The following is a 24,356-nucleotide window of genomic DNA, read 5'->3' as shown; positions in this document are numbered from 1 at the left end:
GAGAATTAAGTAAATTCATCGAATATTCACAGCTCATTCAAAATAGAAATAAAGCATGATGTTAGAAGTTTATTGTTCTTCATACTGAACAGGGGCTTCTCATGCGCATTTTTAAAAAGGCGCTTGCGGCTGCAGTTTTGGCATTTGGCTTTACTGCGCCAGCAATCGCTGATGATCGACCTGAATTAGTTGTCGCCGTAAACAATCTTCCAGGCAGCCTGGAATCCATCGAGGAAATGGGGAATGTGGCTGTCCGCATTACCTATTCCATGTTCGACAGTTTGATCCGCCGCGATTTCCTGGCCGATGACACGGGTGCATCGTCCAAATTGGTTCCAGGTCTGGCCGAAAGCTGGACGCAGATCGACAACCGCACAATGGAACTCAAGTTGCGTGAAGGCGTGAAGTTTCACAATGGCGATGAGCTAACATCTGACGATGTTGTGTTCTCGCTGTCAGCGGGCCGGGGGCATGGTTACAACCCTTTGGTTGGTGCTGCGCGTCGGTTCATGCTGACCTTGTCCCACGTCGAGCCAGTCGACAAATACACAGTACGGATCGTCTCCAAAGAGCCGGACGTGCTTCTTGATCAGCGCCTTGCTGGCTATGCGATGTGGATCGTCAACGCCCGCGAATACATGCTGAAAGGCAAGGACGCCTTTGCGCGCAACCCGGTCGGAACGGGTCCCTACAAGATGGATGAATGGGTTGAGGGCGAATACATCCGTCTGGCGGCCCATGACAATTATTTTGGCGGTATGCCGACAGCCAAGTCGATCACCTTCAAAGTCGTGCCCGAAGTTTCCGCGCGGATCGCCGGTCTGGTGTCTGGTGAATACGACATCATCGTCAATGTTCCACCAGATCAGGTTCCGGTTCTGAATGGCTACGACGACGTCAAAGTTGAGTCAGTGGTGCTCGACAACACTCACATGCTGGTGTTTTTCAACGAAGGTCCGCTTGAGAGCAAACTGGTTCGCCAGGCGCTTTCAAAGTCCATCGATCGCGCCTTGCTGCGTGAAGCCCTTTGGGAAGACAAGAACTACACGCCGAATGGCCATCAGTTGCCCTCGTATGTGATGCACATCAAGGACTTCCCGGAGTTTGAATACAGTCCGGAAAAGGCCCGTGAGCTGCTGAGTGAAGCTGGCTATGACGGTGAGGAAATCGTCTACAAACTGCCACTCAACTACTATCTGCTTTCGCTTGAAGCTGCTCAGGCAATGCAACAGATGTGGAAAGATGTGGGTCTGAACGTCAAGCTGGAGCCAGTTGAAAACTGGACACAGGTGAATGACAAGGATTCCACGGTGCATATACGCCCTTGGTCAAACACTCACCGTATGCCGGATCCGCTCGGCTCTTTTGTGCCGCAATGGGGTAAGGACTCCTCGGTTCAGAACAACAAGCAATTGGCATCCCGTTCGTGGAAAGCTCCAGAAAAATTCAACGAACTTCATGATGTCATCGTTGCAGGCACGGATATGGAAGTGCGGCAGCAGGCCTATCGCGAAGCTCTGGAAATCTGGAACGACGAAGCACCGGGCACCATGCTCTACAACCCGCTGGAAACATATGCCTTGAAAAAGGATATCCAGTGGCGGCCGGTGTCGCTCTATTACATGGACTTCCGTCCCGACAACTTGAAATTCGGCGCTGCTGAATAATCCGATCGTGAGTGCCGCGACCGGTCTCCGGTCGCGGTTTTTCCAGGGTTGCGATCTGATCTCTCTCTTTCACTCGATATGACCCAGCCGACGCCCTTGCCGGAAACCTCGGGAGGTGCGGGCAGGTTTTGACCTGAGAGTCTCCATGTCCACATCCTCATTGTTAGCTGTCGACAGCCTGGTCGTGTCTATCAAGGCGCGTGGAGGCGACGTCGTTTACCCGGTGCGCAGCGCGAGCTTTGCACTGGAACGGGGCCAGACGCTTGCGCTTGTAGGTGAGTCTGGTTGCGGAAAGTCGATGACCTGCCTTGCCATTTCGGGGCTCTTACCCAAACGTGGTGCGATCAGTCACGGTCGTGTTGTGCTGGATGGCCTGGATCTGGCGGATCAGAATCCAAAAGCCATGCGCAACATTCGGCGTAAGCAGATTGCTTTCGTATTCCAGGATGCCGTCAATGGCCTCAACCCCGTTAAAACCATCGGCTGGCAAATTGCCGAAGCTGTTGCATTGCGGGAAGACGTTTCCTGGCATAGAGCCAAATCGCGCGCACTGGATCTACTAGACCGTGTTGGCATGCCAGATCCCAAGACCCGGGTGCGTGAGTTTCCACACCAGTTGTCTGGTGGCATGAACCAGCGGGCAATGATCGCCTTGGCTGTTGCGGGACAGCCAAAGCTGCTGATTGCCGACGAGGCGACTACCGCACTCGACGTGACCATCCAGGCGCAAATTCTGGCCCTTATCGCTGATCTGCAGCGTGAATTTGGGATGGCCGTGATTTTCGTCACCCATGATCTCGGACTAGTCGCCGAGATGGCAGACGCCGTTGCGGTGATGTACGCTGGCCGGGTTGTCGAGCGAGCGCCGGTAGCGGAGCTTTATGCGGCGCCAAAGCACCCCTATACCGCCGGGCTTTTGAACTCCTTGCCGCGTGTGGACCGTCGGCGTGAGACCATTCAGGTCATTGAGGGCCAGGTTCCGCCGATCAATGCCATGCCATCTGGCTGTGCTTTTGGCCCCAGATGTGGACTTGCGACAGACGAGTGCCGGACGACCTCACCAAACTTGGTACTCGCATCAGGAGGCGCGCTGGCCTGTCATCATCCACTCACGGGGACCCCGTTATGAGTGTGAGCCTGGGCCAACAATCCGCTGCCAATCAGGCATCTGAGAGCAGCGATCCGATTGCGCGGGTGCTTTCCGTCTCCCGGTCCTTTGTCTATCGCAAAGCGACCCTGATGCGTCAGGCCTTGAGCTTTAAAGCGGTCGATACTGTCTCCCTAGACCTTCAGCGCGGCGAAACGCTGGCAGTGGTGGGTGAATCGGGCTGCGGCAAGTCGACACTTGGCCGCCTCGTCGCCGGCTTGATGGACCCGAGCGAGGGGCGCGCGGTTTTTAACGGAACAGATTTTGCCAGCCTCAGCCACACTGACTGGCGCAGCAGCCGGAAGCGCGTTCAGGTTATCTTCCAGGATGCTGCGGGGTCGTTGGATCCGCGTCTCCCGGTTGAAATCCAGGTTCGCGAACCGCTGGATCTGCATGGTGTCGGGTCTCCCTCAGAACGAAGCCTTCGGGCCGCAGCCATGCTGGAGGCGGTACAGCTTGGCCGCCATTTGTGGGCCGCGGTTCCAAGTGAACTCTCCGGTGGTCAGCAGCAGCGGGTCGTCATCGCCAGAGCGTTGATCCTGGAACCTGATTTGCTGATTTGCGATGAACCGGTGTCCGCCCTAGATGTGTCGATCCAGGCGCAAATCATCGCGCTTTTGATGGATATTCGCACGCAGATGGGGCTGACGCTTTTGTTCATATCCCACGATCTTGCGGTGGTCCGTCAGATCGCGGACCGCGTTGCGGTTATGTATCTTGGTCAGATCGTTGAATGTGGCCCGTTGGATCAGGTGTTTTCCGCCCCTCGCCATCCCTACGCCAAGGCTTTGCTGTCTGCGGTTCCGGTTCCCGATCCGGCGGCCAAGCGTGAAAAACATCTTCTCGCAGGTGACCCGCCAAGCCCGCAAACACCGCCATCCGGATGCCGGTTCCGGACCCGCTGCCTGAAGGTCCAGCCGCTCTGTGCCCAACGGGAGCCGCAGTTGGTTGCCAACGGCGACCATGAGGTTCGCTGCCATTTTTCAGAGGAACCGCGATGACCCTGACTTATCTTGGCTGGAAGCTTCTGCGCGCGGTTGTCACCATGTGGCTGGTCGTGACGTTTGTGTTTTTCATCTTGCGCCTAACTGGCGATCCCGTTGCACAGCTTTTGCCAGATGATGTTGACCAGGTAACGATCGATTACTACCGCAAGCTTTGGGGGCTCGATCAGACGATTTTTGTCCAGTATTGGAACTACTTTCTGGCGTTGTTCCAGGGCGATTTCGGGGTTTCGTTTCGTGACAATCAAGATGCCTTGCAATTGGTCCTTGCCCGGTTGCCGAAGACTGCGCTTTTGGGCCTGACTGCGTTGGGGTTTGCGCTGTTGTTCGGCATTCCTTTTGGCGTCCTGGCAGCTTTGAAAAAGAACACGGCCTTTGACCGGTTTGTCATGGGCTTGGCGGTGTTCGGCTTTTCGATGCCGAATTTCTTTCTCGGGATTTTGCTGATCCTCGGGTTCTCGTTGCAATTGAGGATGTTGCCATCGTCGGGCTCGGAAACCTGGCTGCACATGATCATGCCTGTCTTTACGCTGGGGACCTCGTTTGGAGCGCAGGTCGCTCGTTACACGCGCTCGTCCATGATTGATGTTTTGAACCGGCCCTACATGCGCACGGCCGATGCGAAAGGGGCAGAGACCAGTCGGCGCCTCTATCTGCATGCACTTCCCAACGCTGCCATTCCGGTGGTGACGATTGTGGGCTTGAAGGTTGGCGAGTTGATCGGCTCAGCTGTGATTACCGAAAACGTCTTTGCCTGGCCCGGCATCGGTCGTCTCTTGACTTCTGCCGTGGCCATGCGGGATCTGGCCGTCGTGCAGTGCATTTTGATGATGATCGCCCTGACCATGGTGTTGTCCAATCTTGCGGTGGACCTTCTTTATGGCTGGATGGACCCGCGGGTTCGGGTCGGAAATCGAGAGGGGGCAAACCGATGAGCTTTGTCCCCGAGGCCGGCGCTACACCCGCGGCACGTGGACTGGTCACGCGCTTGGTGAAAGCTTTTCGAGCAATGCCGTGGAGCGTCTTGATGGCGGTAGCCGTTCTGTTGACGGTTGCCTTTGTGACGATCTTTGCGCGTTTCATCCTGCCGTTCGAGTTTGACCAGATGGATTTGCGTGCTCGGTTGGCGCCGCCACTGCCGCTTGAGGGCTCGACATGGATCCACCCGCTCGGCACGGACAAGCTCGGTCGTGATGTGTTTTCGAGGCTGTTGATTGCCACGCAAACATCGATGCTATTGGCATTGCTCGGAACCTTGTTCGGGGCGGTGTTGGGCACGGTGTTGGGCTTTGTTGCCGCGCACTTCGGCAAGTGGGTCGATGAGGCTATTTCGACCCTGGTCGATTTTCAGGCGGCCATGCCCTGGTTTATCATCGCGCTGGCGGTGCTCGCGTTCATGGGTAACTCCATGATCGTCTTCTTGTTCCTGATGGGCCTCTACGGATGGGAGCGCTATGCCAGGATCACGCGGGGGCTGGTGTTGGCTGCCCGTGAGGAAGGCTATGCCCGTGCGGTTCACGCCCTTGGTGGTAAACCGGCAACGATCTATCTGCGCCATGTTCTCCCGAACATTCTCTCACCGCTGATTGTGCAGCTAACGATCAATTTCCCCGAGACCATACTGTTTGAAACCTCCCTGTCCTTTCTCGGTCTCGGTATCCGTCCGCCGATGACCTCGCTCGGCCAGATGCTAGGCGACGGTCGGGATTACATGATTACCGCCTGGTGGCTGGCGGTCGTGCCGGGCACCGTCATTTTCTTGACCACACTGTCCATGTCGATTTTCGGCGATTGGCTGCGCACCCGTTTTGATCCCTCACTTCAGGACTGACGAATGACCGACAAGATTTGCATCGGCTCCGGCCTCAACACCAATTTCCTAGCCGCCGGTGATGCGGCCGGCCTGGATGCTCTCCTGGGCCAGTACAAGACCTATGATCAAAGCCATGTCGAAATCACGGCGCGCAGGTTGGACGTGATCGTCGGCGGCCGGATCATAGAAGAGCGTGCCGGCGTGATGCAGGTCGTTTTGGAGGCCCATGCGCTGAAGTATGTTCTCCATGCCGACCACGCGATCAACTTCATGGACCTGCCGAATTTTGATGTGCATTGGGCTCTTGCAGAGGCCTCAGTCGAATTGTGCCGGCGTTATGGCATGACATCGATGGTGATGCATTCTGGCAATGTACCGGTGAGCGTTTGGTTGGATTCACGCGATCAACTTCTCGAGTTTGAGCGAGAATCATTGAAGCGCCTGGGAGATCTGGCGGCAGAAGCAGGCGTGCAGATTGCGGTTGAGAATCTGATCGCCGATCCGCTGGGCAACAAGGTTGTTTCGGGCGCGGACCCACGACGATTGGCGGAGCAGCTTGCCAAGGCCGATCACCCGGCGATCGGTGGCTGTCTGGATTTCGGTCATGCCTTTCTGTCCGCGCCGGTCGAGAACTTTGATTTCCTGGAAGCGATTAAAACGTTCTCCGAACAGGTTTGGCATCTTCACCTGCATGACAATTTTGGTCGCCCGGACTTGAAGGGGTACGCCGATGAAGGCTCGCGGGTATCGCTGGGTATTGGCGATTTACACTTGCCTATGGGGTGGGGTTCGATCGACTGGACCAGCGTCTTGCCGGCGATGAAATTCCGAAAGAACACCTATGCCATGATCGAGCTGCGCGGCCGCTATCGGGCGGTTGAAGACCAAGTCGCTGCGACGGCCAAGGCTTTCATGGATTATTGGAATGATGACCTGCCGCTGGCGGGTGCGCTCACGGCCGTTAGATCGCCGGAGAAGAAATGATGGACCAGCATCATACCTATACCGGCTTTAATGCGGGCCATTTTGGACCGCAGGGTGATTTGAGCGCCCTTGATCGGAGAATTGCCGAGCTGACGGAGTTGGGCGCAGAAGTTTGCGAGCTAGCGGCTGTCCGCCTGGACGTTGTTGCCGCCTGCCAGCTCTTGCCGGAGCGCATGGGCAGGCTGAAGACCGTCCTTTCCAGCCACCAGATCCGCTACACGCTGCATGCGCCCATCGCAGTGAATTTGATGGATGAAGCGCATCTTGCTCTTCAGATCCGTGCGGCGGAAGCGAGCCTTGAGCTTGCGGCAGAGTGTTCCGCAGATGTTGTCGTATTCCATCCCGGCCGTGTTCATCCCGTACAATGGGCAGACAAATTTCGCGGTCTGCTCAAACGCGAACAAGAAACGTTGTCGCGCCTTGCCGACCGGGCTGACACCCTTGGTGTCCGCATTGCCTATGAAAATATGAGCCCAAACCGTCGCATCATCGCGGGTACCGAGACTTCATACGCGCTTGATCTGATTGCTTTGGCCGATCAGATCGCAGCCGTCGACCATCCGGCTTTGGTTGCCTGCCTCGATGTCAACCATGCCCAACAGGGCAGGGTGCTCCAAGGCTATGACCTCTATGATCAGATCGCGAAGCTGGCACCCTATGTCGGTCATATCCACTTTTCAGATTCAACCGGTCTGCCCTCAACAATACAATGGGACAACGACGGCGAACGTCTGTTTTTCGGGATCGGGGATATGCATGCCCCACCGGGTTTCGGTGTGATCGACTTTGCAGAAATGGCGCGTCAACTCACAGTTTTACCCGGAACGGCGATCGTCATTGAGCTGAAAGAAAATCATTTCCGCCATAGCGCGAGGATGACCATCGAGGCAGCCAGGAATTTTGCGGCTGCCATTGGAAACGAGTGCTGACAGCTAGTGGTAGGATCTCAGAATTCAGACATTGCGTAGCGCAAGTTTGCGTGGCGTCCGATTTAAACGGTCTCTAACGCCTTCGTCGAACCAACTGACACGCACGACCCGTCAGACAGGCGAAGCTGTTCTAAGATTTCCCATTCGTTTCATGTCTTCAACTCATTCGCGCGGTTCGGCTGGCAGCATGATTGGGGTGTTGACCCCATACAGTCAAAGCGCGCCGTCGGGCACCTTTCCTTCATCGACAAACCGATGACATCCGCTCTGAACGAGCAGACATATCAGGAAAGGAATAGACCCATGAAACTCTTCGCAACCGCCGCTGCCGCCGCCGTGTTCGCCATTGCAGGCATTGCCTCCGTTGCTCCGATGAACCAGGCCGCCGCCGCCTTCGATCGCTGCAAGAACGTCAATATCTCAGTCCAGAACAATACCGGTGCCCCGATCCAGGTCTACGATCTCGACTACCGCGACTTGGGGTCCAATCGCTGGCGTTCGGAAAACATCTCCAACCGGGTGATAAGCCACGGCGGCAGCTACAAGTGGAAGCGCAACCTCGAAGGCGTGAACAATGCGAAGACTTACATTCGGGTTCAGTTTCGCAAGCTGACGTCCAACGGCAAGTGGGATCGCCTGAAAACCTGGTACGCCAATTCCAATACGGTCACCTGTACCAAGGGCAAGACATTCCGGATCAGTTTCCGCTGATCCATTCACCCAGCCGAGCCACCGCCTGACACCAGGACGGTGGCTCCCTCGTCACATCCCTGAAACCCAATTTCGTCGTCAACGCTTGCGTATAAGCGCTCGTGTGTCGCGTCGGGAAAGGATCCCCCATGATCGGCAATCACATACCGAGAGCCATCCTCATCAGCTCAGCCTCCATCCTCACGCTTGCCTTTGTGGCCATCGCCGTCCAGTCTATCAACTGGCCGACCAAGGAGGAAAACCCGCCCCAACAACCAGTCGCCGTGCAGCTCGCTCAAGATGAACACGCCGCGGCAAAAGACGCGCAAACCGCCCCTTCGCCTATGTCCAACTTCACCAAGACCCTTCGTGCGCCGACGCCGGAGACTAGCACCCCAAGCGCGAGCGGCGGTGGCGTCCTCAACCTCTCTTCACCGCAAGGAAGAGGGACCGCTCTGAAAGGCCCAGAACACGGAGGCGCGATCCGTCGCGCAGATGTGCCTCCTCCGCAATTTCTTTCCCCTGAAGGCGATCAATTTGCCTCGGTGGAAGCAAACCCTTTGAAAAACGTCAGTGATGATCCGGTTTCGACGTTTTCCATTGATGTTGACACGGCATCCTACTCCTATGTACGCCGATCCCTTACCAATGGGCGCCTTCCAAAATCGGACGCGGTTCGCGTCGAGGAGATGCTCAACTATTTCGACTACGACTACCAGGTCCCTGAGGCAGGGGGGGCACCCTTCTCGACCAATGTGTCCGTGGTGCAAACGCCTTGGAACAAGCACACGAAACTGATGCAAGTCGGCATCCAAGGACACAAAATTCCCCTGGCCGAGCTGCCGCCGCAAAACCTTGTGTTTCTGATCGATACTTCCGGGTCGATGAAGCACGAGACAAAGTTGCCCCTATTGCAACAATCCTTCAGGCTCCTTCTCACCTCCCTGCGCGACGAGGATGAGGTTGCGATTGTCACCTATGCCGGAGAGGCGGGTGTTCTGCTCGAACCCACCCGAGTGACAGACAGGGACAAGATACTCGACAAGATCAACGCGCTGACGTCCGGTGGGTCGACCGCGGGTCATGACGGCTTAAAGGGGGCTTATGCGCTTGCAGAAAAAATGACGGGCGAAGGTGAACAAACCCGCGTCATTCTGGCGACTGATGGTGACTTCAATGTTGGGATTTCCGATCCTGACAGCCTGAAACGCTTCGTCTCGGGCAAAAGGGAACAGGGCACCGGGCTCTCTGTCTTGGGCTTCGGGCACGGCAACTACAACGACGAACTCATGCAGACGCTTGCGCAAAACGGTCAGGGTGTTGCCGCCTATATCGATACGGTTTCCGAGGCTCGGAAAGTGCTCGTAGATCAGGTTGTCAGCTCAATCTCTATGATCGCGCAGGATGTGAAGATCCAGGTCGAGTTTAATCCACAGACCGTCACGGAATACCGGCTGATCGGCTATGAGACACGTGCCTTGAAGACGGAGGACTTCAAGAACGACAAGGTGGACGCCGGTGACATCGGTGCCGGCCACAATGTCACCGCGCTCTACGAAATCACGCCCGTTGGTTCTCCTGCAATCAAGTTCCCCGACGGCCGCTACAGCCCTTCAGAAGAAACACCAACAAGTGTCGACGACGCATACTCCAGTGAATTGGCTTTCGTGAAACTTCGCTACAAGGCGCCCGGCGAAGACGAAAGCAAGTTGATCGAAACGCCGGTAAGAGAGACAGATCAGAATATCCCCGTTTCCGAAACCCTCTTCGCCGCCTCCGTCGCCAGCTTCGGCCAGTTGCTTAAAGGCACGGACTACCTGGGTAACTGGAGTTACGAAGACAGCGAAAAGCTCGCCAGGGAAAACAAGGGCGTCGACCGCTTCGGATACCGCTCGGAGTTTCTGACAATCTTGCGGCTCGCACAGACCGCAAAACAGTAGCCTTATCCACGAAACACAAGAAAACCGGCGGGCAGCCCACCCGCCGGTTTCATCGTGTCCGTTCGGACAGCTCAAACGGGATCATGGAATTTAGGATTCCCAAGCATCAAGCGTGTTTCAGGCTCATCGCCGACCTGCAATGTGTAGGCTCCATAGTCCAGATCCCGAAAGACCCGTTCATAGGTTTGTGTCCGCATACAATCCCGCGTCTGTTTCTTTGAGGAAACTTGGTACCAGAAGGCCCCGGTCACTACGATGCGTCGATTTTCACGGTCGAGCGAGACCTTCACGAGGTCCCCCGGGTCTCCTGCGCTGGATTGCAGGCACCCCGATGAGATGATCAATATCAGGGTTTGTTTTTCAGGAGACCACCGGGAAGACACCTTCGGCTTTCGTTTAAACCAACGGCCTTTCTGCTGCTCGTTCTTGGCGACGATACCGGGGGTCAAAGAAGGATCGGAGTCCAATGTCAGAAAGGTATAACCCTCGAATTTTACGAATGCGTCTCTGAGCCCAAAAGCAGTGGCGGCGCCGGAGCTCATGACAAGAGCGGCCAACGACAGTGCGGCTGTGGTAGATTTTGCGGAGATTTTCATGGTTTTGTCCTTTGCTCAGGTTCGATGAGCAAAGGTATCGGTCCCACAGACATATCGGCATGGGGCCAAGACCCCATTCGGACGGCACCTTCAGGTATGATTTAGTGATCTCGCAACCATTCGAGCGTGACCAGCGTGCCGTCAGAGTCATTAAGGTCCAAACGGCTGGAGAGCGTAGGGGTCAGCTCACCTGATCCGTCAGCCTTCCAGAAATAGAGCATCTGACGGGTCGGCTCGAACCGAGCACAAGCCATCTCACCGACTTCTGCGACGTAGCGGGGCAGGCCGTCACGGCGAATGTCAAAGCCCTTTGCGCCCTGCGCGTGTTTCGGATTGGTCAGACATATGGTGACGAGGCGCAGATCGATATCCTCCTCAAGAGGGGCCTGCTGCGCCTCCGGGCTAGCTGCAGAAGGCAGACTGCGGACCCCGACCCTGGCTCGCTGCTTCTTCTGCACCATCTCCGCCTGCGGTGCTGCCGAAGAGGCGACGGCAGCGTCAGAGGACGCCTCAGGCAACTCGGGCGGTGCAGACTGCAGGAGCCCTGCACCCGGCGTCGGATTGTCAGAACGTGCAATGCCCAGGCTTCTAGTGTTTGGGCTTTTTTGCACCCGCGCTGCGTTGGTCATCTGCTTTGCCTCTCGTGCAGCAGACGATTGGGCCAACGCCGTGATCTCTGGCGTTGGAACGCCGCCTTTTTGAAACTGGATTAGATCATTACTGCCGCTTTCCAAATAGGTCGGCCTTGGGCCGTCACCAGCCAGAGCAGCCTCTGACAACGCCCAGACGGTCAAGGCTGTCGCCATACCCAAACAGAACCTGCCACAAACTGACCCTTGCATTTGGAAATTGAGCATTCGGTCTTTCACAATCTTCCTTGGATGCAAAACATCCATTTCCTCTCCTGGGCAGCACTCTCGCTGTACCTAGTTTGCAGCATAAAGATAGCCGGTGTGTGCCCAGCCAGAAAGATCGCCGGAGCGAACTTTGCACCATTTGCCTTCACACGCATTTGATACGGCAACATTACAGTTGTCGTGCGCCAGAGCGCCAACAGTTGCAAATCTCGAGCCCGGCCCTTCGCGCACATTCAGCACGTCCTCGGCAGCAACATCTACGCAATGGAGCGCACCTGCCGAATTGGCACCGGGCATAATGAACATTGCAGGGGGAGCCGGCTTTGCGATGGTTTTGCAATAGCCGTCGACGTTTTGGCCCCGGGCGCAGATCGGCCTGAGATGCATGTTAAGCAGTTCCCACTGCCCATTGCTCGTGCGGATAACGCCGCCGCGGAAGTGGTGGCCTGAAACGGAGTCATCCAGGAAACCTGTCTGGATGATATCGACCTGAAAGCCGTAGTCAGCCTTTCGAAGTTTCACCTCAAGACCGGGTTTGCCTTCCTCGCTTTCGGGGTGGCCACGCAGAAATGGCATCAACACGTCGATGACGTCGTCGCCAACGGCAAGTCCGGGAGCAACCTTCAGCTCGCGGAAGCCCTCAAGGGACGTTTCGCTGGTTTGGGCCTGCGCGTCGAAAGTGATGACGGCAGCCACTAAGACAGCAGTGATGCAAAATGCGAGTTTGCCGATGAACTTAAGGCTCTTGAGCATGACGTTCCCTTTCCATGTCTAGGCGTCCAATTTACGCCTGCCGAAGTTCAATGGCATGGGGTGGATCCCCCATTTTCCGACGTTTTCGCGCCCTCCCTTTAGGTGAAACGGCTACAACTCCTTGGAAGGATCGATCATTCCTTCCTTCAATGCGCGCGCCATCAGCTGCGGCACAGAGCGCACATTCAATTTTTGCATCAAGCTGGTGCGGTGTTTGTCGACCGTCTTGATACTGATCCCCAGCCCTTCGGCGATTTCCTTGTTGGATCGACCGGCGAGGATCATGTTGAGTGTCTGGCGCTCCCTGTCAGTCAGCATAGGCAACTTCGGCGTTTCCTCGAGAATGCTCAGGAAGTGCTCCGAGATATGCCTTTGGCCGCGAAGGATGCCCGGAAGCTTTTGGTAGAATTCGGTATTGTCCGACGCCTTGGAGAAAAGCCCGTCCACCCCGGCCTCGATCAGGTCAGAGACAAGCCCAACGGCGGAGACGCCGGTCAACACGACCACCTTTGTTTCCCGGGACCATCGGCGGGCTTCGACAAGAACTTCCACACCGCCGGCCATCGGCATGGACACATCCAGCAGGAGAAGGTGTGGCCGATGTTTCCGGATTTCTGCAATCGCCGTCAGCCCATCTCCTGCTTCGGCTACTACCTTGATGCCATCCGGCTCGATCAATCCGGGTTTTTCCAAAGCGTCTTTCAGCCCTGCCCGTACAATTGCGTGATCGTCTGCAATAATTGCATTGTATTTTTGCTCGTTCACGGCTCACTATCCATCCGGTGACATCCGCGCGAAACTGACATGCCCTAGAGGAAATGACCAGAACCCTGAGATTTTTGGCATGGATGTTTTTCGTTCTTCAGTTCGCGGGAACGGCCTGGGCAGGCAGCGTGGAGCTGCAGCCCGGCAGAGGTATTGCGGACCTCAAGCACAGTCTGACCTATCTCTCGGACCCATCCTCTTCCCTCGGGCAAATCCTGAAAAGCTTCCGCGCCGGTGAGTTCCAGGCAGTGCTTGAGGCCTCCGCGCTCGATACGAACTACGCGCCCGAAGCCTGGGCCGCAGTCCGCATTTTGAATGCCACACTGGATGACGGCCGCGCACCCGATCCCTTTGTTCTGGTGCTTGATCTTCCGCTTGTAAGCGAGGTCGATGCCTATGTGGTGCGGGACAGCGGCTTCACTGAAAGCCTGTTGAATTATTCGATCTTCGAGCCCTTCATACCCGAAGATCACTCGGTTACCCGGCTAAGGACGCCCGTTTTCGAGATCGCACCGCAAGAAGAGATCACTCTCCTGGTGAACTTCAAGTTTGGTCCCTTTCAATCCTTCGATATGGCGTTGGAAACACCCGTTGAACTGGAAGCCTCAGCCTTTTCATCCGGAATTTCCCACACAGCTTTTTATGCCTTCGCCATTTCCTGTCTTGTGTTCTTCTTCGGCTTTCACGTGGCGATGAAGAACTGGATCGGCATCCTTTACGCAGCACAGTTTAGTGTCGGACTGGGTTTTATCGCCTATATCGACGGACTGTGGTTTCGGTTCTTTTTCCCCGACACTCCGGATTTGCAGTCTCCTGTCGGGTTCTTCTTTCTCTATGCACTGTCGGGCACCGGCTTTCTAATTTCCGGTCGCTCGACCACGATCGACGGGCGGGAAACGTTCTTTTCCCTGGCGCTCACGTCGCTCGCTGGGCTCTCGGTCATAGGCTTCATTGTCTCACTTCTTTCGCCAGGCACCTATGCAGCCTTTGTCGGCTACGTACTGCTTGCGCTGATGTTTGCCTCTGTTTTCCTGGCGGGAAGTCGTTGGCGACGCGATCAGGGCGAGATCCATCTGACAAGCATGATCATTTCAGGCCTTGGTGTCCTGATGGTCGTTGTTTTGATAGCCGTGATGGTGATTGGCAGTCAGGCCGAAATCATTCCTGTGTCCACCTCGGTCAAAGGCATCTTCACTGTTCTACTGATCACCACAATGACCGGCCTGACTGGCCACATCATCAATCTACGCAAGAAACATGCATCGGCCGTTCAGGCAGAATTGGCAGCTCTCGATGCGGAAGCCAAAAGAAGCCGGGAACTGCTGGAGACAGAGCGCAACTACACCAGAGCCAGGGAACTGGCGAGCCTGCGCCAAAGGCAACTGGCGACGGCCTCTCATGACCTGAAGCAGCCCATCACCTCCCTCAGAATGAACGTCGACAGCCTGTCGGAGCATCTCGATCCGCAGGTCAAACAACGCCTAACCGAAGCCTTCGACTACATGGAGGCCCTGTCCAACGACTATCTGAAGGAGACAACGCCCAACCGGGCCCACGATGACGACGCCGGGTCGAACGTTCGGGAAGCCCTGCCGCCGACGGGTGAGCCCAGGAACAATGCGACCTCAAGCGAAGATGAGCAGGAGCCCTATGAAATCTCGCTCGTGATCGACACCGTACAGCAGATGTTTAATGAAGAAGCCATCTCCAAGGGCTTGCGCTTGCGACGAGTGTCGTCCTCGCAAAAAATTGCGGTTCCGCCGCTTATCCTCATGCGCATTGTCAGCAACCTTGTATCCAATGCAGTGAAATACACCCAAACCGGTGCGGTGCTCTTGGGTGTAAGGCGCGCCGGAGACGAGATTGAGCTGAACGTCCTGGACACAGGACCGGGCATGGACGACAGCGAAATCGCGGCCTTCTCGCAAGCCTACAATAAAGGCGAGAATTCAGAGGGCCATGGACTTGGGCTTTCAGTCTGCTTTGAGCTTTCCAAAGGCAACGGCATGGATCTGGAGTGCAGGTCAGAACAAGGCCGCGGGACGCAGTTTGTCCTGAAAATCCCGCTTGCGGCTTGAACGCGACTGGCTAGGCCTCAGAATTCTCCAGTATTGGCCGCATTTGGCTTTTTGCAATTCCCTCAGCCTGAGATAAATTCCGTAGGGTGAGGGAGTGGAGCTCATGAGAAATCGGATCATCTTGATCGCATCGCTGGCACTTGGTCTCAGTGGCTGGACACCGCAATCGTCGCTCGCGACCGCTAACTTGAAACCGAAGAAATCCGAAATCGCCGCTTTCCTGAAGGCTGACGTGAACAAGGATCGGGTTCTCACGCGCAAGGAATTCAGGACGTTTGTTCGCGCGATGGCCGATTTCGGGCAATCGACCGCGCGCAAAATCAGGTTCTTCGGAGCCTATGGGTATGCCTTCAATGTCATCGACAAGAACAAGGACGGCATTGTAACTCCGCTTGAAATGCGCAACGCCGATGAGGATTTCAGGAAGAGCAAGTAGCAACACCGCCGCCCACGATATCCTCTCATGTCTGTCAGTTACCGCCAATGCTCCTTGGCATGCAGTAGCAAAAGCGCCATGGCCGGTTTTCCGTTTTACCCGGTCCCATCGAAGAGTGTGTCTGTCTCTTCTCAGAGACCAGAGTTCCTTTGGAAACCCGCACCGAGCCTGTTGCCCTGAGCGCGCCTCTTGATGCATTGACACCCTCGTGTCTCATCCACGCCTTCGATGACGGTTTGAACGTTTTGCGCTTGATCAGTTGACCTGCCTTCGCCTCGTCCAGGCCCAAGGTCATCTCGAGAGGCTTGTCAGCCAGCTCAACGTTCCAAAGCAATTTGCCATTCCTGAGCACTTCATAGTTGCCACCTGTCAAATGCGGAATTTCGACTGTTTTCACTCTTGAACCCATACAATCCGCCGAGCCAATCATTCTCGGGTTCTCCGGAGGTTGTTGGAGATAACTCCCGTTGATTTCAAGACGGCCAGTTTCACGATCCAGTTCAACCGACAGATCCTCCGCGACCATGTGTCCGGTTTGCGTCGATAGGCAACCGGTTGAAAATCGAAGGACGGCCATCGACTTTTCGGGCGTCCAATCAAGATGGATGGCTGTCGGTATTGGCTTGTAACCGGACAAATCGAGGCCCTCTCCGGCCATAGCGCCCGATGCGAACCCTGGTCCCATTGAGGCGAGCAATGCGCCGGCTGCAAAAATGAATTTCCTCATCGGTCTGTCCTTTCCTGTTTCCATGGTGAAAAGATACCGGGGCTTTCCTTGCCCCCCCATGGGGTGGATCCCCCATCTGCACGGTGAATGCTCTTCGACAAAAGAAAATCGGCCGGATTCTCATCCGGCCGATTTTGGGTGATCACCCTTGTTCCTTACATCGGGGCGAACAACCGGACCCCTTCACGTGCGCCTTTGCAGAACCGGCCGCCGCAGTTGCCGAAGGCCCGGTTGATGGTCTGATCCTGACGCTGCTTCACATTACGCCAACCTTTCTTGAGGCCGCGACCAACCTTGGATTTGCCGAGGAACTTGTTCGTGCCACGGGAGACTTTGCCCATGCCCTTGTTGACGCCCTTGCTGGTCTTCTTGAAGCCCTTGCCGGTGTTCTTCAAAATGCCGCCGACATGTTTGCCGATGCCGCGTTTTGCCTGGGCCTTGCGGCCCGCTTTTTCCAGGAAGCCGCCGACCTTGCCGATCCCCTTGGACACGAACTGGACCTTCTTCTTCGCGCCCGCCTCCGCGATGGACGGATCAAAGGTTTCAACGGCGCCGTAGGACATTGCGGCGGCGACCATGACCATGGTGATCGTCTTGGCGGCTTTCTTCAAAATGGACAGTGCAAGCATCTCAAATTCCCCTCATCTGTGAGCGGTGTGTCACCGCGTTTCCGATGTGAGGAGAATGCCGCTCAGCCAGCTTTCATCCCATGGGGTCGATCCCCCATAAGGCTGCATTCGCTCCGATTTGCCGAAGGGCCGGGAGATCGGAGCGATACAGTTTGGCTTTCGTTCTGCGGATCTTTGAAAGAGGCGGGCGAGGGTGATGCCAAAGATGTGGTCGACGAAAAGTGGAAATCTAGTCCTGCAGCTTCTTGAGCGACAGGACGGCTGCGGCGGTTCGGTTTTCGACGCCCAGTTTTCCGAAAATGCGATCAAGGTGCTTGTTGACGGTTCGTGGACTCATGTCCAGGATCGCGGCGATTTCCTTGTTGGATTTGCCGTTTGTGATCCACGTCAGAACCTCAGCTTCCCGTTCGGTCAGATTGAACTCCGCCCGAAGGGCTTCGTTGCCGTCCTTGCTGCCCCCTTCCGTGACGCGCAGCAGATGCTCGCCGGAATTGATGGCGCCGACGTAGGCAAAGCGCATTTCACCGGCCTCCAGCGAGAGAAACAGATCCTCTCGTGCGGAGGGGGAGGGCTGCCCGGACATTCCGGTCATTTGACGCAGCCAGTCGACGACGGCTGTTGGAAGCGCATTTGTCATTACCTGGGCTTCGACTTTCTCCGCAGCGTCAGAACTGTCGAGGCCGAGAAGCATTCTGGCCTGGGGCGTCGCCCAGCAGACCCTGCCGGCAAGATCGATGGAAAGCAGGAAGCGCCCCGAGACGTCGAGGGCAAGATGTGCGCTCTTGCTGCTGCGCGCATTGGCGATGTGGACTTTGAGCCGCGCCAGCAACTCCGCCGGGTTCACCGGTTTTGTGATGTAGTCCACCCCGCCGACTTCCAGACCCTTGACGATGTTTTCAGTGTCGCTGAGCCCGGTCATGAAGAGCACGGGAACATCCTCAAGACCGCACATTTTCTTCAGTCTCTTGCTGGTCTCGAAGCCATCGAGATTTGGCATCACGGCATCCATGAGGATGGCGTTGGGTGTAAACCGTGAGGCAATGTCTAACGCTTTTTGACCGTCCGGAGCGACCAGCACCGTGTAGCCGGATTCTTCCAGGGCACTGGTCAGCATGCCCAGGGAAGAGGGGGTGTCATCAACCACGAGGATTGTGTCACCAGGGCTAGGAACGACCATCATCATGCTCAACTGCCTCCAATAGCTGTTCGTAGCGTTTGATATCGAAATCTGTCACGAGCTCTCGCATGTGGGTTACAAATGCGGTGGCTTGCGGCTCCTGTAACTCGATATCGTCGAGTTTGGCCCTTATGCCGCGCACATAGCCCATTTGACTGAGCTGGCGCAGCATCTGCAGGCTTTCCGTTGAGGGAATGGCGGCTTTGTCGAAAGAGGGATGAACCGAAGCGCTTTGATCGATCGGCGCACTTTCCTCGGTGCGCCAGACAAGCTTCAAGTGCCTCTCGAGCCGCTCCAGCAACTCTGAAAGCCGGAACGGTTTGACAAGGTAGTCGTCATGATAGATCCGATGGACCGGGTCGCGTCCGCGCTCATCTGCGTTTGCCGAAATCATGATCATGACCGCCGCTCCATGGCCGGACTGACGCAAAACCCTGGCGAGCTCCCAGCCATTCATCCCGGGCATGCTGATATCAAGCAGAAAGGCATCAGGCTGATTTGTGTCGACGACTTCAAGACAGGCATTCGCATTGGGAACTGCGATGACCCTGAAGCCAAGCGGCACGAGGAAATCACTCATCAGGCTACGCTGGGCTGCGTCGTCGTCAACGACAATGATCGTCTGCGTTGGGCCTTCGTAACCGAGGATCTGCTTTTCGACAGCGGTTTTGCTTGAGGGAGCCTGGGCAGAGGACAAAAGCAGGCGGACGTTGAATGTGCTTCCCCGTCCAAGTGTGCTTTCCACCTGGATGTCGCCGCCCATGATCTCGCTGAGGAGCTTTGTGATGGTGAGACCCAATCCCGTCCCGGGTGTCGAGGCGGCGTCTCCCTCAAGTCTTTCAAAAGGTATGAAAATACGTTCCAGATCTTTCTGGTCGATACCTGTTCCCGTATCCGAAACGAAGAACTCGGCCACTTGGCTGTGGTATTCTACCTTCAAAGTGATTTCCCCGCAGCGGGTCGCTTTGATCGCGTTGGAGAGGAGATTGATCAGGATCTGCCGGAGGCGCTTTTCGTCACCAAAGACGTAGACAGGCAGATTGTCGGCAGGGGCAAAGACGAAGCGAAGGGCTTTCGCATCAGCTTGAAGCCGGAACATATCAACTATCTGGGTCAGGAACTCATGAAGGTTGAAACGTTCCCGGTAGATTGTCAGATGGCCGGCTTCGATCTTGGAGATGTCGAGCAACCCCTCGATCAAGCCAGAGAGATGGTCGGCCGAGTTCTGGATGACCTTGACCGCGTCGCGCCTGTGAACAGGAATGGCTGGGTCGCGCTGCATCAACTGGGCATATCCGGCAATGGCGTTCAGCGGCGAGCGGAGTTCATGGCTGATGCCGATAACATAGCGGCTCTTGGCCTCATTGGCGGATTCCGCAACTTCCTTGGCCTTTTGCAGCTTCTTGTCTGTCCTGCTGTGCGCGCGGATCTCCTGCATCAGGAGGCTGGTTTGGCGCCGGGTTTCTTCCTTCGCGAACTTGCGGCTTTCATGCACAAGCACGTAAAGCCATGCCATCACCCCTGAGATCATCAGCAGGATCACAAAAACCTGGGTCAGCGCCTGTTCAATGCCTGCCTTTGCGCCGATCTCTGCTGCCACATCCAGGTGAAAATAGACAAACGACAAGATCCCGCCCAGCGATAGGCTGACCACGAGCATGACGCCGATATAAAGCCCGAGCCGAGCGCCGATCTTGCCGACAACCTGCTCTGGAAGGATCGAATGAAGAAATGAACTGATCTGATCCCCGATCCGTGCCTCTTCCTTGCAATCATCCTCGCATCTTGCATCGAGAGAGCAGCAGAGTGAGCAGATTGGGCCCGAGTAGACAGGACAGCGCGCCATGTCCTCGATCTCGAAGTTATGTTCGCAGATACAGCAGTCCATGCTTGCAGGCTTCGTGCCGTCGTCGGCGACAAAGCTGTCCGCCTTACGAGCAATGTAATAGCGCCCCTTTGTCAGGTAGGCGATAACAGGAGCCAGGATCACCGCGGTGAAGAGGGCGATATAGCTGGCCAGGGCTCTGCCCGTTTCGCCAAACACGCCGGAGTAGGCGGCAAGGGCCAAAAGGCTGGCAAGCCCCATGGAGCCGAGGCCGACCGGGTTCACGTCGTAAAGGTGAGCGCGTTTGAACTCGATGTGTTTCGGACTAAGTCCGAGCGGCTTGTTGATCACCAGATCTGCAAACAAGGCGCCGATCCAAGCCACGGCGACGATCGAGTAGAGTCCAAGGGTTCGCTCCAGCGCCTTGTAGACGCCCAGTTCCATCAGCGCGAGAGCGATGGCAACGTTGAAGACCAGCCAGACGACCCGGCCTGGATGGCTGTGGGTCAGACGCGAAAAGAAATTCGACCAGGCGATCGAGCCGGCATAGGAATTCGTCACATTGATCTTGATCTGACAGACGATGACAAAAATGCCGGTCAAGGCGATTGCCACTTCCGGGCTGGCCACATGTTGAAATGCCATCAGGTACAGGTGGGTCGGTTCGACCGCGAATTCAGGCGCCATTCCGTTTCCGATGGCAAGAACCACTAGAAACGACCCCATCAACAGCTTGATCGCTCCGATGATGATCCAGCCCGGCCCTGCGGCTAGAAGGGATAGCCACCATTGGGTACGCCGGCCTCGCCGTTCACGCGGCAGGAAGCGCAGGAAATCCACCTGCTCGCCGATCTGGGCGATGAGGGAAAAGACGACGGCACTGGCAGCACCGAAAAGCAATAGGTCGAATTGGCCGTTTTCGGCGCCCAGGCGACCGGAAAAGGAACGCCACTCGTCGAACGGGGCGACGCCTTGCCAGGCGATGAACACAAACGGGAGGATCTGCAGGAAGATCCAGAGTGGCTGGGTGTAGACTTGCAGGCGGCTGATCAGAGTGATGCCGTAGATCACCATCGGAATTATCACGAGCGTGCAAAGCAGGTAGCCAATATTGAGTGGAATGCCGAGGAAAAGTTCCAGAGCGGTCGCCATGATGGCCGCTTCAAGGGCGAAAAAGATGAAGGTGAAGCTCGCGTAGATCAGTGAGGTGACCGTCGAGCCAATGTAGCCAAAGCCCGCGCCGCGGGTCAGCAAGTCAATGTCGACACCATATTTGACGGCGTAGAAAGAGATCGGAAGGCCGGTGATGAAGATAAGAAGACCCACGACCATGATCGCCGTGACCGAATTCGTGAAGCCGTAATTGAGCGTGATCGCTGCTCCGATGGCTTCCAGAGCAAGGAAGGAGATGGCGCCAAGCGCGGTGTTGGCGACCCGAGCAGCCGACCAGCGTCTTGCGCCTTTCGCGGTGAAACGGAGCGCGTAGTCTTCCAGGGTCTGGTTCGCCACCCACTGGTTGTATGTTCGGCGCAGGCGCACAACCCGCTGATGACCCGCCATCTGTTCCCAGCCTTGCCTTTTCTCTCGCAGGCGCACCTTTATTGTGCGGTGCAGAGAAAAATGATGCCAATTTGCGCATCTGAAATGCGAAACGATGATATTTTTGAAAAATCACCATTGTGGCAAATTGATCAGCAATATTCGTGCCGTTTTGATTTGGTGAATATTATTTGTTGTTTCTATTTTTTCTCCTTCGGGAGCGGAGGAGATCTGATGTTTTTAGTAAAGTTAATTGAGTACTCGTAATTTGGAAGAAAATCTAAATCATCTCAGAAATCGAATTTATGTGAAATAAGTCAATTAACCCACAGCAACTGACGCATTGCGGCATCGCACAATTTCCAGCGAGCCTCCTGTCATGCGGAGCGCCAAACAGGCCCCGCACCTGCACCACAGACAGGAGGTGGCAATAGTCATGAACAACAAGAGCGAACTAAAGGGCCCGACCGCATCGCGGCGCGGCCTGATCCTTGGAACGGCAACAGCGTTTGCGCTGTCTGCCTTCTCCCAGATCGGCTTTCCGTCAGCAGCCCATGCGGATGACGTCAATACGACCGGGTTGGCAGTCACCGAAGATACCGTGAAGGTCGGTATCCTTCACTCGGTAACCGGCACGATGGCGATCTCCGAAACCGGTTCGGTGCAGGCTGAAAAGCTCGCCATCGAGCAGATCAACGCGATGGGCGGGGTCCTTGGGCGTCAGATCGAATACACGCAGGAAGATGGGGCTTCTGATTGGCCCACCTTCGCGGAAAAAGCCAAGAAGCTCCTCGTCAACGACAAGGTTGCCGCCGTTTTTGGTTGCTGGACATCTGCATCGCGTAAAGCGGTTCTGCCGGTCTTCGAACAGTACAATGGCATGCTCTACTATCCGACCTTCTATGAAGGCCTGGAGCAGTCCCCGAACGTGATCTACACCGGCCAGGAAGCCACGCAGCAGATCATCGCGGGAATCGACTGGGTCGCAAAGGAAAAAGGGGCGAAGAGCTTCTATCTCCTCGGCTCTGACTACATCTGGCCACGTACGTCCAACAAGATCGCGCGTAAGCACATCGAAAAGCTTGGCCTTAAGGTTGTCGGCGAAGAGTACTATCCGCTTGGCCACACTCAGTTCAACTCGGTGATCAACAAGATCAAGCTGAAGAAGCCTGATGTGATCTACGCAATCGTCGTGGGCGGCTCAAACGTCGCATTCTACAAGCAGCTCAAAGCTGCTGGTATCGACATGACCAAGGAGAAGCCGGTTCTTCTCACAATTTCTGTGACCGAGGACGAAATCCGCGGCATCGGCGGCGAGAACATCACGGGCGCTTACGCTGCGATGAAGTACTTCCAGTCCCTCGACAACCCGAACAACGAAGCCTTCGTGAAGGCATTCAAAGAGCGTTGGGGCGATGATATTGTCATCGGCGATGTGACACAGGCCGCCTATCTTGGCCCTTGGTTGTGGAAGGCCGCTGTCGAAAAGGCTGGTAGCTTTGACATCGACAAGGTTCGTCTCGCCTCTCCTGGCATCGAGCTGACGACGGCGCCTGAAGGCTACGTCCGGGTTCACGAAAACCATCACCTTTGGTCCAAGACCCGTGTCGGTCTTGCCAAGCCGGATGGCCAGTATGAGTTGGTCTATGAGACCGCTGACTTGATGGAGCCGGATCCCTTCCCGGAAGGTTACCAATAAGCCTTTGACGACTTTCGGTCTCTTGGCTGATTGCTTGGGACCGGAAGCCAGCTAGGCAAAAAAATGGGCGCTGCGCCAATGCAGCCGGTGTGGCGCCCAAAATCAATCTCCCAAACTTCGCTTTTTCCCCGGGGCTTGTACTGCCCCCCGCATGGAGACGCGCGCATGTTCGCCGACTACACCTGGACGGAACTTGGTTCCATCTTTGCCATGCAAGGCTTCGCCGGACTGATCCTCTTCTCGGTCTTCGTCCTTATGGCACTTGGCCTTGCCATCATTTTTGGTCAGATGGGCGTCATTAACATGGCCCACGGCGAATTCATGATCCTGGGCGCCTACGTCACCTATCTCTGTTCCAATTTCTTTCAGGCCTTTTTGCCAGGGCTTTTCAGCATCTACTTCTTTATTGCAATGGCCTTGGCCTTCGTTGCTGCCGGCGCTCTTGGCGCTTTCGTCGAATGGGCTCTGATACGTCATCTCTACAAGCGACCGCTCGATACGCTTCTGGCGACCTGGGGCCTCAGCCTTATTATGCAGCAGGCCTACCGCTCCATTTTCGGGGCGCGCGAAGTTGGCGTTACGCTTCCGGATTGGCTGCTGGGGTCGATCGCGCTCACAGACATCATCGAGATCCCGATCAACGGCCTTTTCGTCATGGCGCTCACTCTGGTGATCGCTGTCGGCGTCTATTTCCTCATGTTCAAGTCGCGCATGGGTATGCAGACCCGCGCCGTCGTTCAGAACCGTGTCATGGCGGGAGCTGTTGGCATCAACACTGAATGGGTCGATCGTAAGACCTATGCACTTGGATGCGGCATAGCCGGCATTGCCGGCAGTGCCTTCACAATGATCGGCTCGACAGGTCCGACCGCTGGTCAGCTTTATATTGTCGACACCTTCCTGATCGTCGTTTTCGGCGGCGCCGCCAGTCTGCTCGGAACAATCGCCTCTTCCTTTGCCATCAGCCAGGCACAGTCGACCATGGAGTTCTTTCTCTCCGGGTCGATGGCGAAGGTTCTCACACTTCTGACCGTTGTCGGCATCCTGATGCTGCGACCCGAAGGTCTTTTCTCACACAAGATCCGCCGCTGAGGGAGCGCA

At 56.1% G+C, this 24,356-nt stretch carries 21 protein-coding genes; 13 read left to right on the top strand and 8 right to left on the bottom strand.

The features are described 5' to 3' along the window. Nucleotides 1-101: 101 nt before the first annotated feature. The 9 genes from IG617_RS18405 to IG617_RS18365 all read left to right on the top strand — a co-directional run bounded on the left by IG617_RS18405 (nt 102) and on the right by IG617_RS18365 (nt 10,174). Nucleotides 102-1,667 (top strand): ABC transporter substrate-binding protein, encoded by a 1,566-nt coding sequence (locus IG617_RS18405; RefSeq protein WP_192110718.1) that lies wholly within the window; start codon nt 102-104, stop codon nt 1,665-1,667. A 145-nt stretch (nt 1,668-1,812) separates the two neighbouring features. Next, nucleotides 1,813-2,796, top strand: a complete 984-nt coding sequence (locus IG617_RS18400) for an ABC transporter ATP-binding protein (RefSeq protein ID WP_192110717.1) — start codon at nt 1,813-1,815, stop codon at nt 2,794-2,796. Beyond that, entirely contained in the window at nt 2,793-3,815 is a 1,023-nt protein-coding gene (locus IG617_RS18395) for an ABC transporter ATP-binding protein (protein WP_192110716.1), read from the top strand. The genes IG617_RS18400 and IG617_RS18395 overlap by 4 nt, the downstream gene beginning before the upstream one ends. After that, a complete protein-coding gene (locus tag IG617_RS18390; protein WP_192110715.1) occupies nt 3,812-4,753 on the top strand; it encodes an ABC transporter permease in 942 nt (313 codons plus the stop codon). The genes IG617_RS18395 and IG617_RS18390 overlap by 4 nt, the downstream gene beginning before the upstream one ends. A 92-nt stretch (nt 4,754-4,845) precedes the next feature. Next, a complete protein-coding gene (locus IG617_RS18385) occupies nt 4,846-5,649 on the top strand; it encodes an ABC transporter permease (RefSeq protein ID WP_254170625.1) in 804 nt (267 codons plus the stop codon). Nucleotides 5,650-5,652: 3 nt separating this feature from the next. Further along, nucleotides 5,653-6,615, top strand: coding sequence for a sugar phosphate isomerase/epimerase family protein (locus IG617_RS18380; RefSeq protein WP_192110713.1), 963 nt, complete (start codon nt 5,653-5,655; stop codon nt 6,613-6,615). Further along, nucleotides 6,615-7,544, top strand: a complete 930-nt coding sequence (locus IG617_RS18375; RefSeq protein ID WP_192110712.1) for a sugar phosphate isomerase/epimerase family protein — start codon at nt 6,615-6,617, stop codon at nt 7,542-7,544. The genes IG617_RS18380 and IG617_RS18375 overlap by 1 nt, the downstream gene beginning before the upstream one ends. A 303-nt stretch (nt 7,545-7,847) precedes the next feature. Next, nucleotides 7,848-8,255, top strand: a complete 408-nt coding sequence (locus IG617_RS18370; protein WP_192110711.1) for a hypothetical protein — start codon at nt 7,848-7,850, stop codon at nt 8,253-8,255. 128 nt (nt 8,256-8,383) lie between these two features. Next, nucleotides 8,384-10,174 carry a vWA domain-containing protein gene (locus IG617_RS18365; RefSeq protein WP_192110710.1) on the top strand — a complete coding sequence of 597 codons (1,791 nt, stop codon included), beginning with the start codon at nt 8,384-8,386 and terminating at the stop codon, nt 10,172-10,174. A 71-nt stretch (nt 10,175-10,245) separates the two neighbouring features. On the opposite strand, the gene IG617_RS18360 is transcribed toward IG617_RS18365, so the two are convergent. The 4 genes from IG617_RS18360 to IG617_RS21905 all read right to left on the bottom strand — a co-directional run bounded on the left by IG617_RS18360 (nt 10,246) and on the right by IG617_RS21905 (nt 13,145). Next, entirely contained in the window at nt 10,246-10,770 is a 525-nt protein-coding gene (locus tag IG617_RS18360; protein ID WP_192110709.1) for a hypothetical protein, read from the bottom strand. A 101-nt stretch (nt 10,771-10,871) separates the two neighbouring features. Then, nucleotides 10,872-11,576, bottom strand: coding sequence for a hypothetical protein (locus IG617_RS18355; RefSeq protein ID WP_192110708.1), 705 nt, complete (start codon nt 11,574-11,576; stop codon nt 10,872-10,874). Nucleotides 11,577-11,696: 120 nt separating this feature from the next. Beyond that, the gene (locus IG617_RS18350; RefSeq protein ID WP_192110707.1) at nt 11,697-12,380 is read right to left on the bottom strand and encodes an SH3 domain-containing protein; all 684 of its coding nucleotides are present in this window, start codon (nt 12,378-12,380) and stop codon (nt 11,697-11,699) included. A gap of 111 nt (nt 12,381-12,491) precedes the next feature. Then, the gene (locus IG617_RS21905; RefSeq protein ID WP_192110706.1) at nt 12,492-13,145 is read right to left on the bottom strand and encodes a response regulator; all 654 of its coding nucleotides are present in this window, start codon (nt 13,143-13,145) and stop codon (nt 12,492-12,494) included. A gap of 83 nt (nt 13,146-13,228) precedes the next feature. Between IG617_RS21905 and IG617_RS18340 the strand changes: the two genes are divergently transcribed. Both IG617_RS18340 and IG617_RS18335 read left to right on the top strand, forming a co-directional pair. Beyond that, nucleotides 13,229-15,223 (top strand): ATP-binding protein, encoded by a 1,995-nt coding sequence (locus tag IG617_RS18340; RefSeq protein ID WP_192110705.1) that lies wholly within the window; start codon nt 13,229-13,231, stop codon nt 15,221-15,223. 103 nt (nt 15,224-15,326) lie between these two features. Then, entirely contained in the window at nt 15,327-15,659 is a 333-nt protein-coding gene (locus IG617_RS18335; RefSeq protein ID WP_192110704.1) for an EF-hand domain-containing protein, read from the top strand. 34 nt (nt 15,660-15,693) lie between these two features. Here IG617_RS18335 and IG617_RS18330 read toward each other — a convergent pair whose 3' ends face one another. The 4 genes from IG617_RS18330 to IG617_RS18315 form a co-directional block, all read right to left on the bottom strand. After that, nucleotides 15,694-16,386 carry a hypothetical protein gene (locus tag IG617_RS18330; protein WP_192110703.1) on the bottom strand — a complete coding sequence of 231 codons (693 nt, stop codon included), beginning with the start codon at nt 16,384-16,386 and terminating at the stop codon, nt 15,694-15,696. A gap of 155 nt (nt 16,387-16,541) precedes the next feature. Next, nucleotides 16,542-17,015: a hypothetical protein gene (locus IG617_RS18325; RefSeq protein WP_192110702.1), complete on the bottom strand. Its 474-nt coding sequence runs from the start codon at nt 17,013-17,015 to the stop codon at nt 16,542-16,544. Between the two features lie 229 nt (nt 17,016-17,244). Then, nucleotides 17,245-18,198, bottom strand: coding sequence for a response regulator (locus tag IG617_RS18320; protein WP_338110033.1), 954 nt, complete (start codon nt 18,196-18,198; stop codon nt 17,245-17,247). Next, nucleotides 18,179-21,577, bottom strand: a complete 3,399-nt coding sequence (locus tag IG617_RS18315) for an ATP-binding protein (protein WP_192110701.1) — start codon at nt 21,575-21,577, stop codon at nt 18,179-18,181. Before IG617_RS18315 ends, IG617_RS18320 begins: the two co-directional genes overlap by 20 nt. Before the next feature lie 415 nt (nt 21,578-21,992). Here IG617_RS18315 and urtA point away from each other — a divergent pair, with 415 nt between their 5' ends. Together urtA and urtB are read left to right on the top strand one after the other, a co-directional pair. Next, entirely contained in the window at nt 21,993-23,255 is a 1,263-nt protein-coding gene (urtA, locus tag IG617_RS18310; RefSeq protein WP_153772203.1) for an urea ABC transporter substrate-binding protein, read from the top strand. A gap of 165 nt (nt 23,256-23,420) precedes the next feature. Continuing rightward, nucleotides 23,421-24,347, top strand: coding sequence for an urea ABC transporter permease subunit UrtB (gene urtB, locus IG617_RS18305; protein WP_192110700.1), 927 nt, complete (start codon nt 23,421-23,423; stop codon nt 24,345-24,347). The last annotated feature ends 9 nt before the right edge of the window (nt 24,348-24,356 follow it).

The organism is Roseibium polysiphoniae (genome assembly GCF_014842925.1).
In the GTDB taxonomy this organism is placed as follows: Bacteria; Pseudomonadota; Alphaproteobacteria; order Rhizobiales; family Stappiaceae; genus Roseibium; species Roseibium polysiphoniae.
This window is presented reverse-complemented; position numbering and strand designations above follow the sequence as displayed.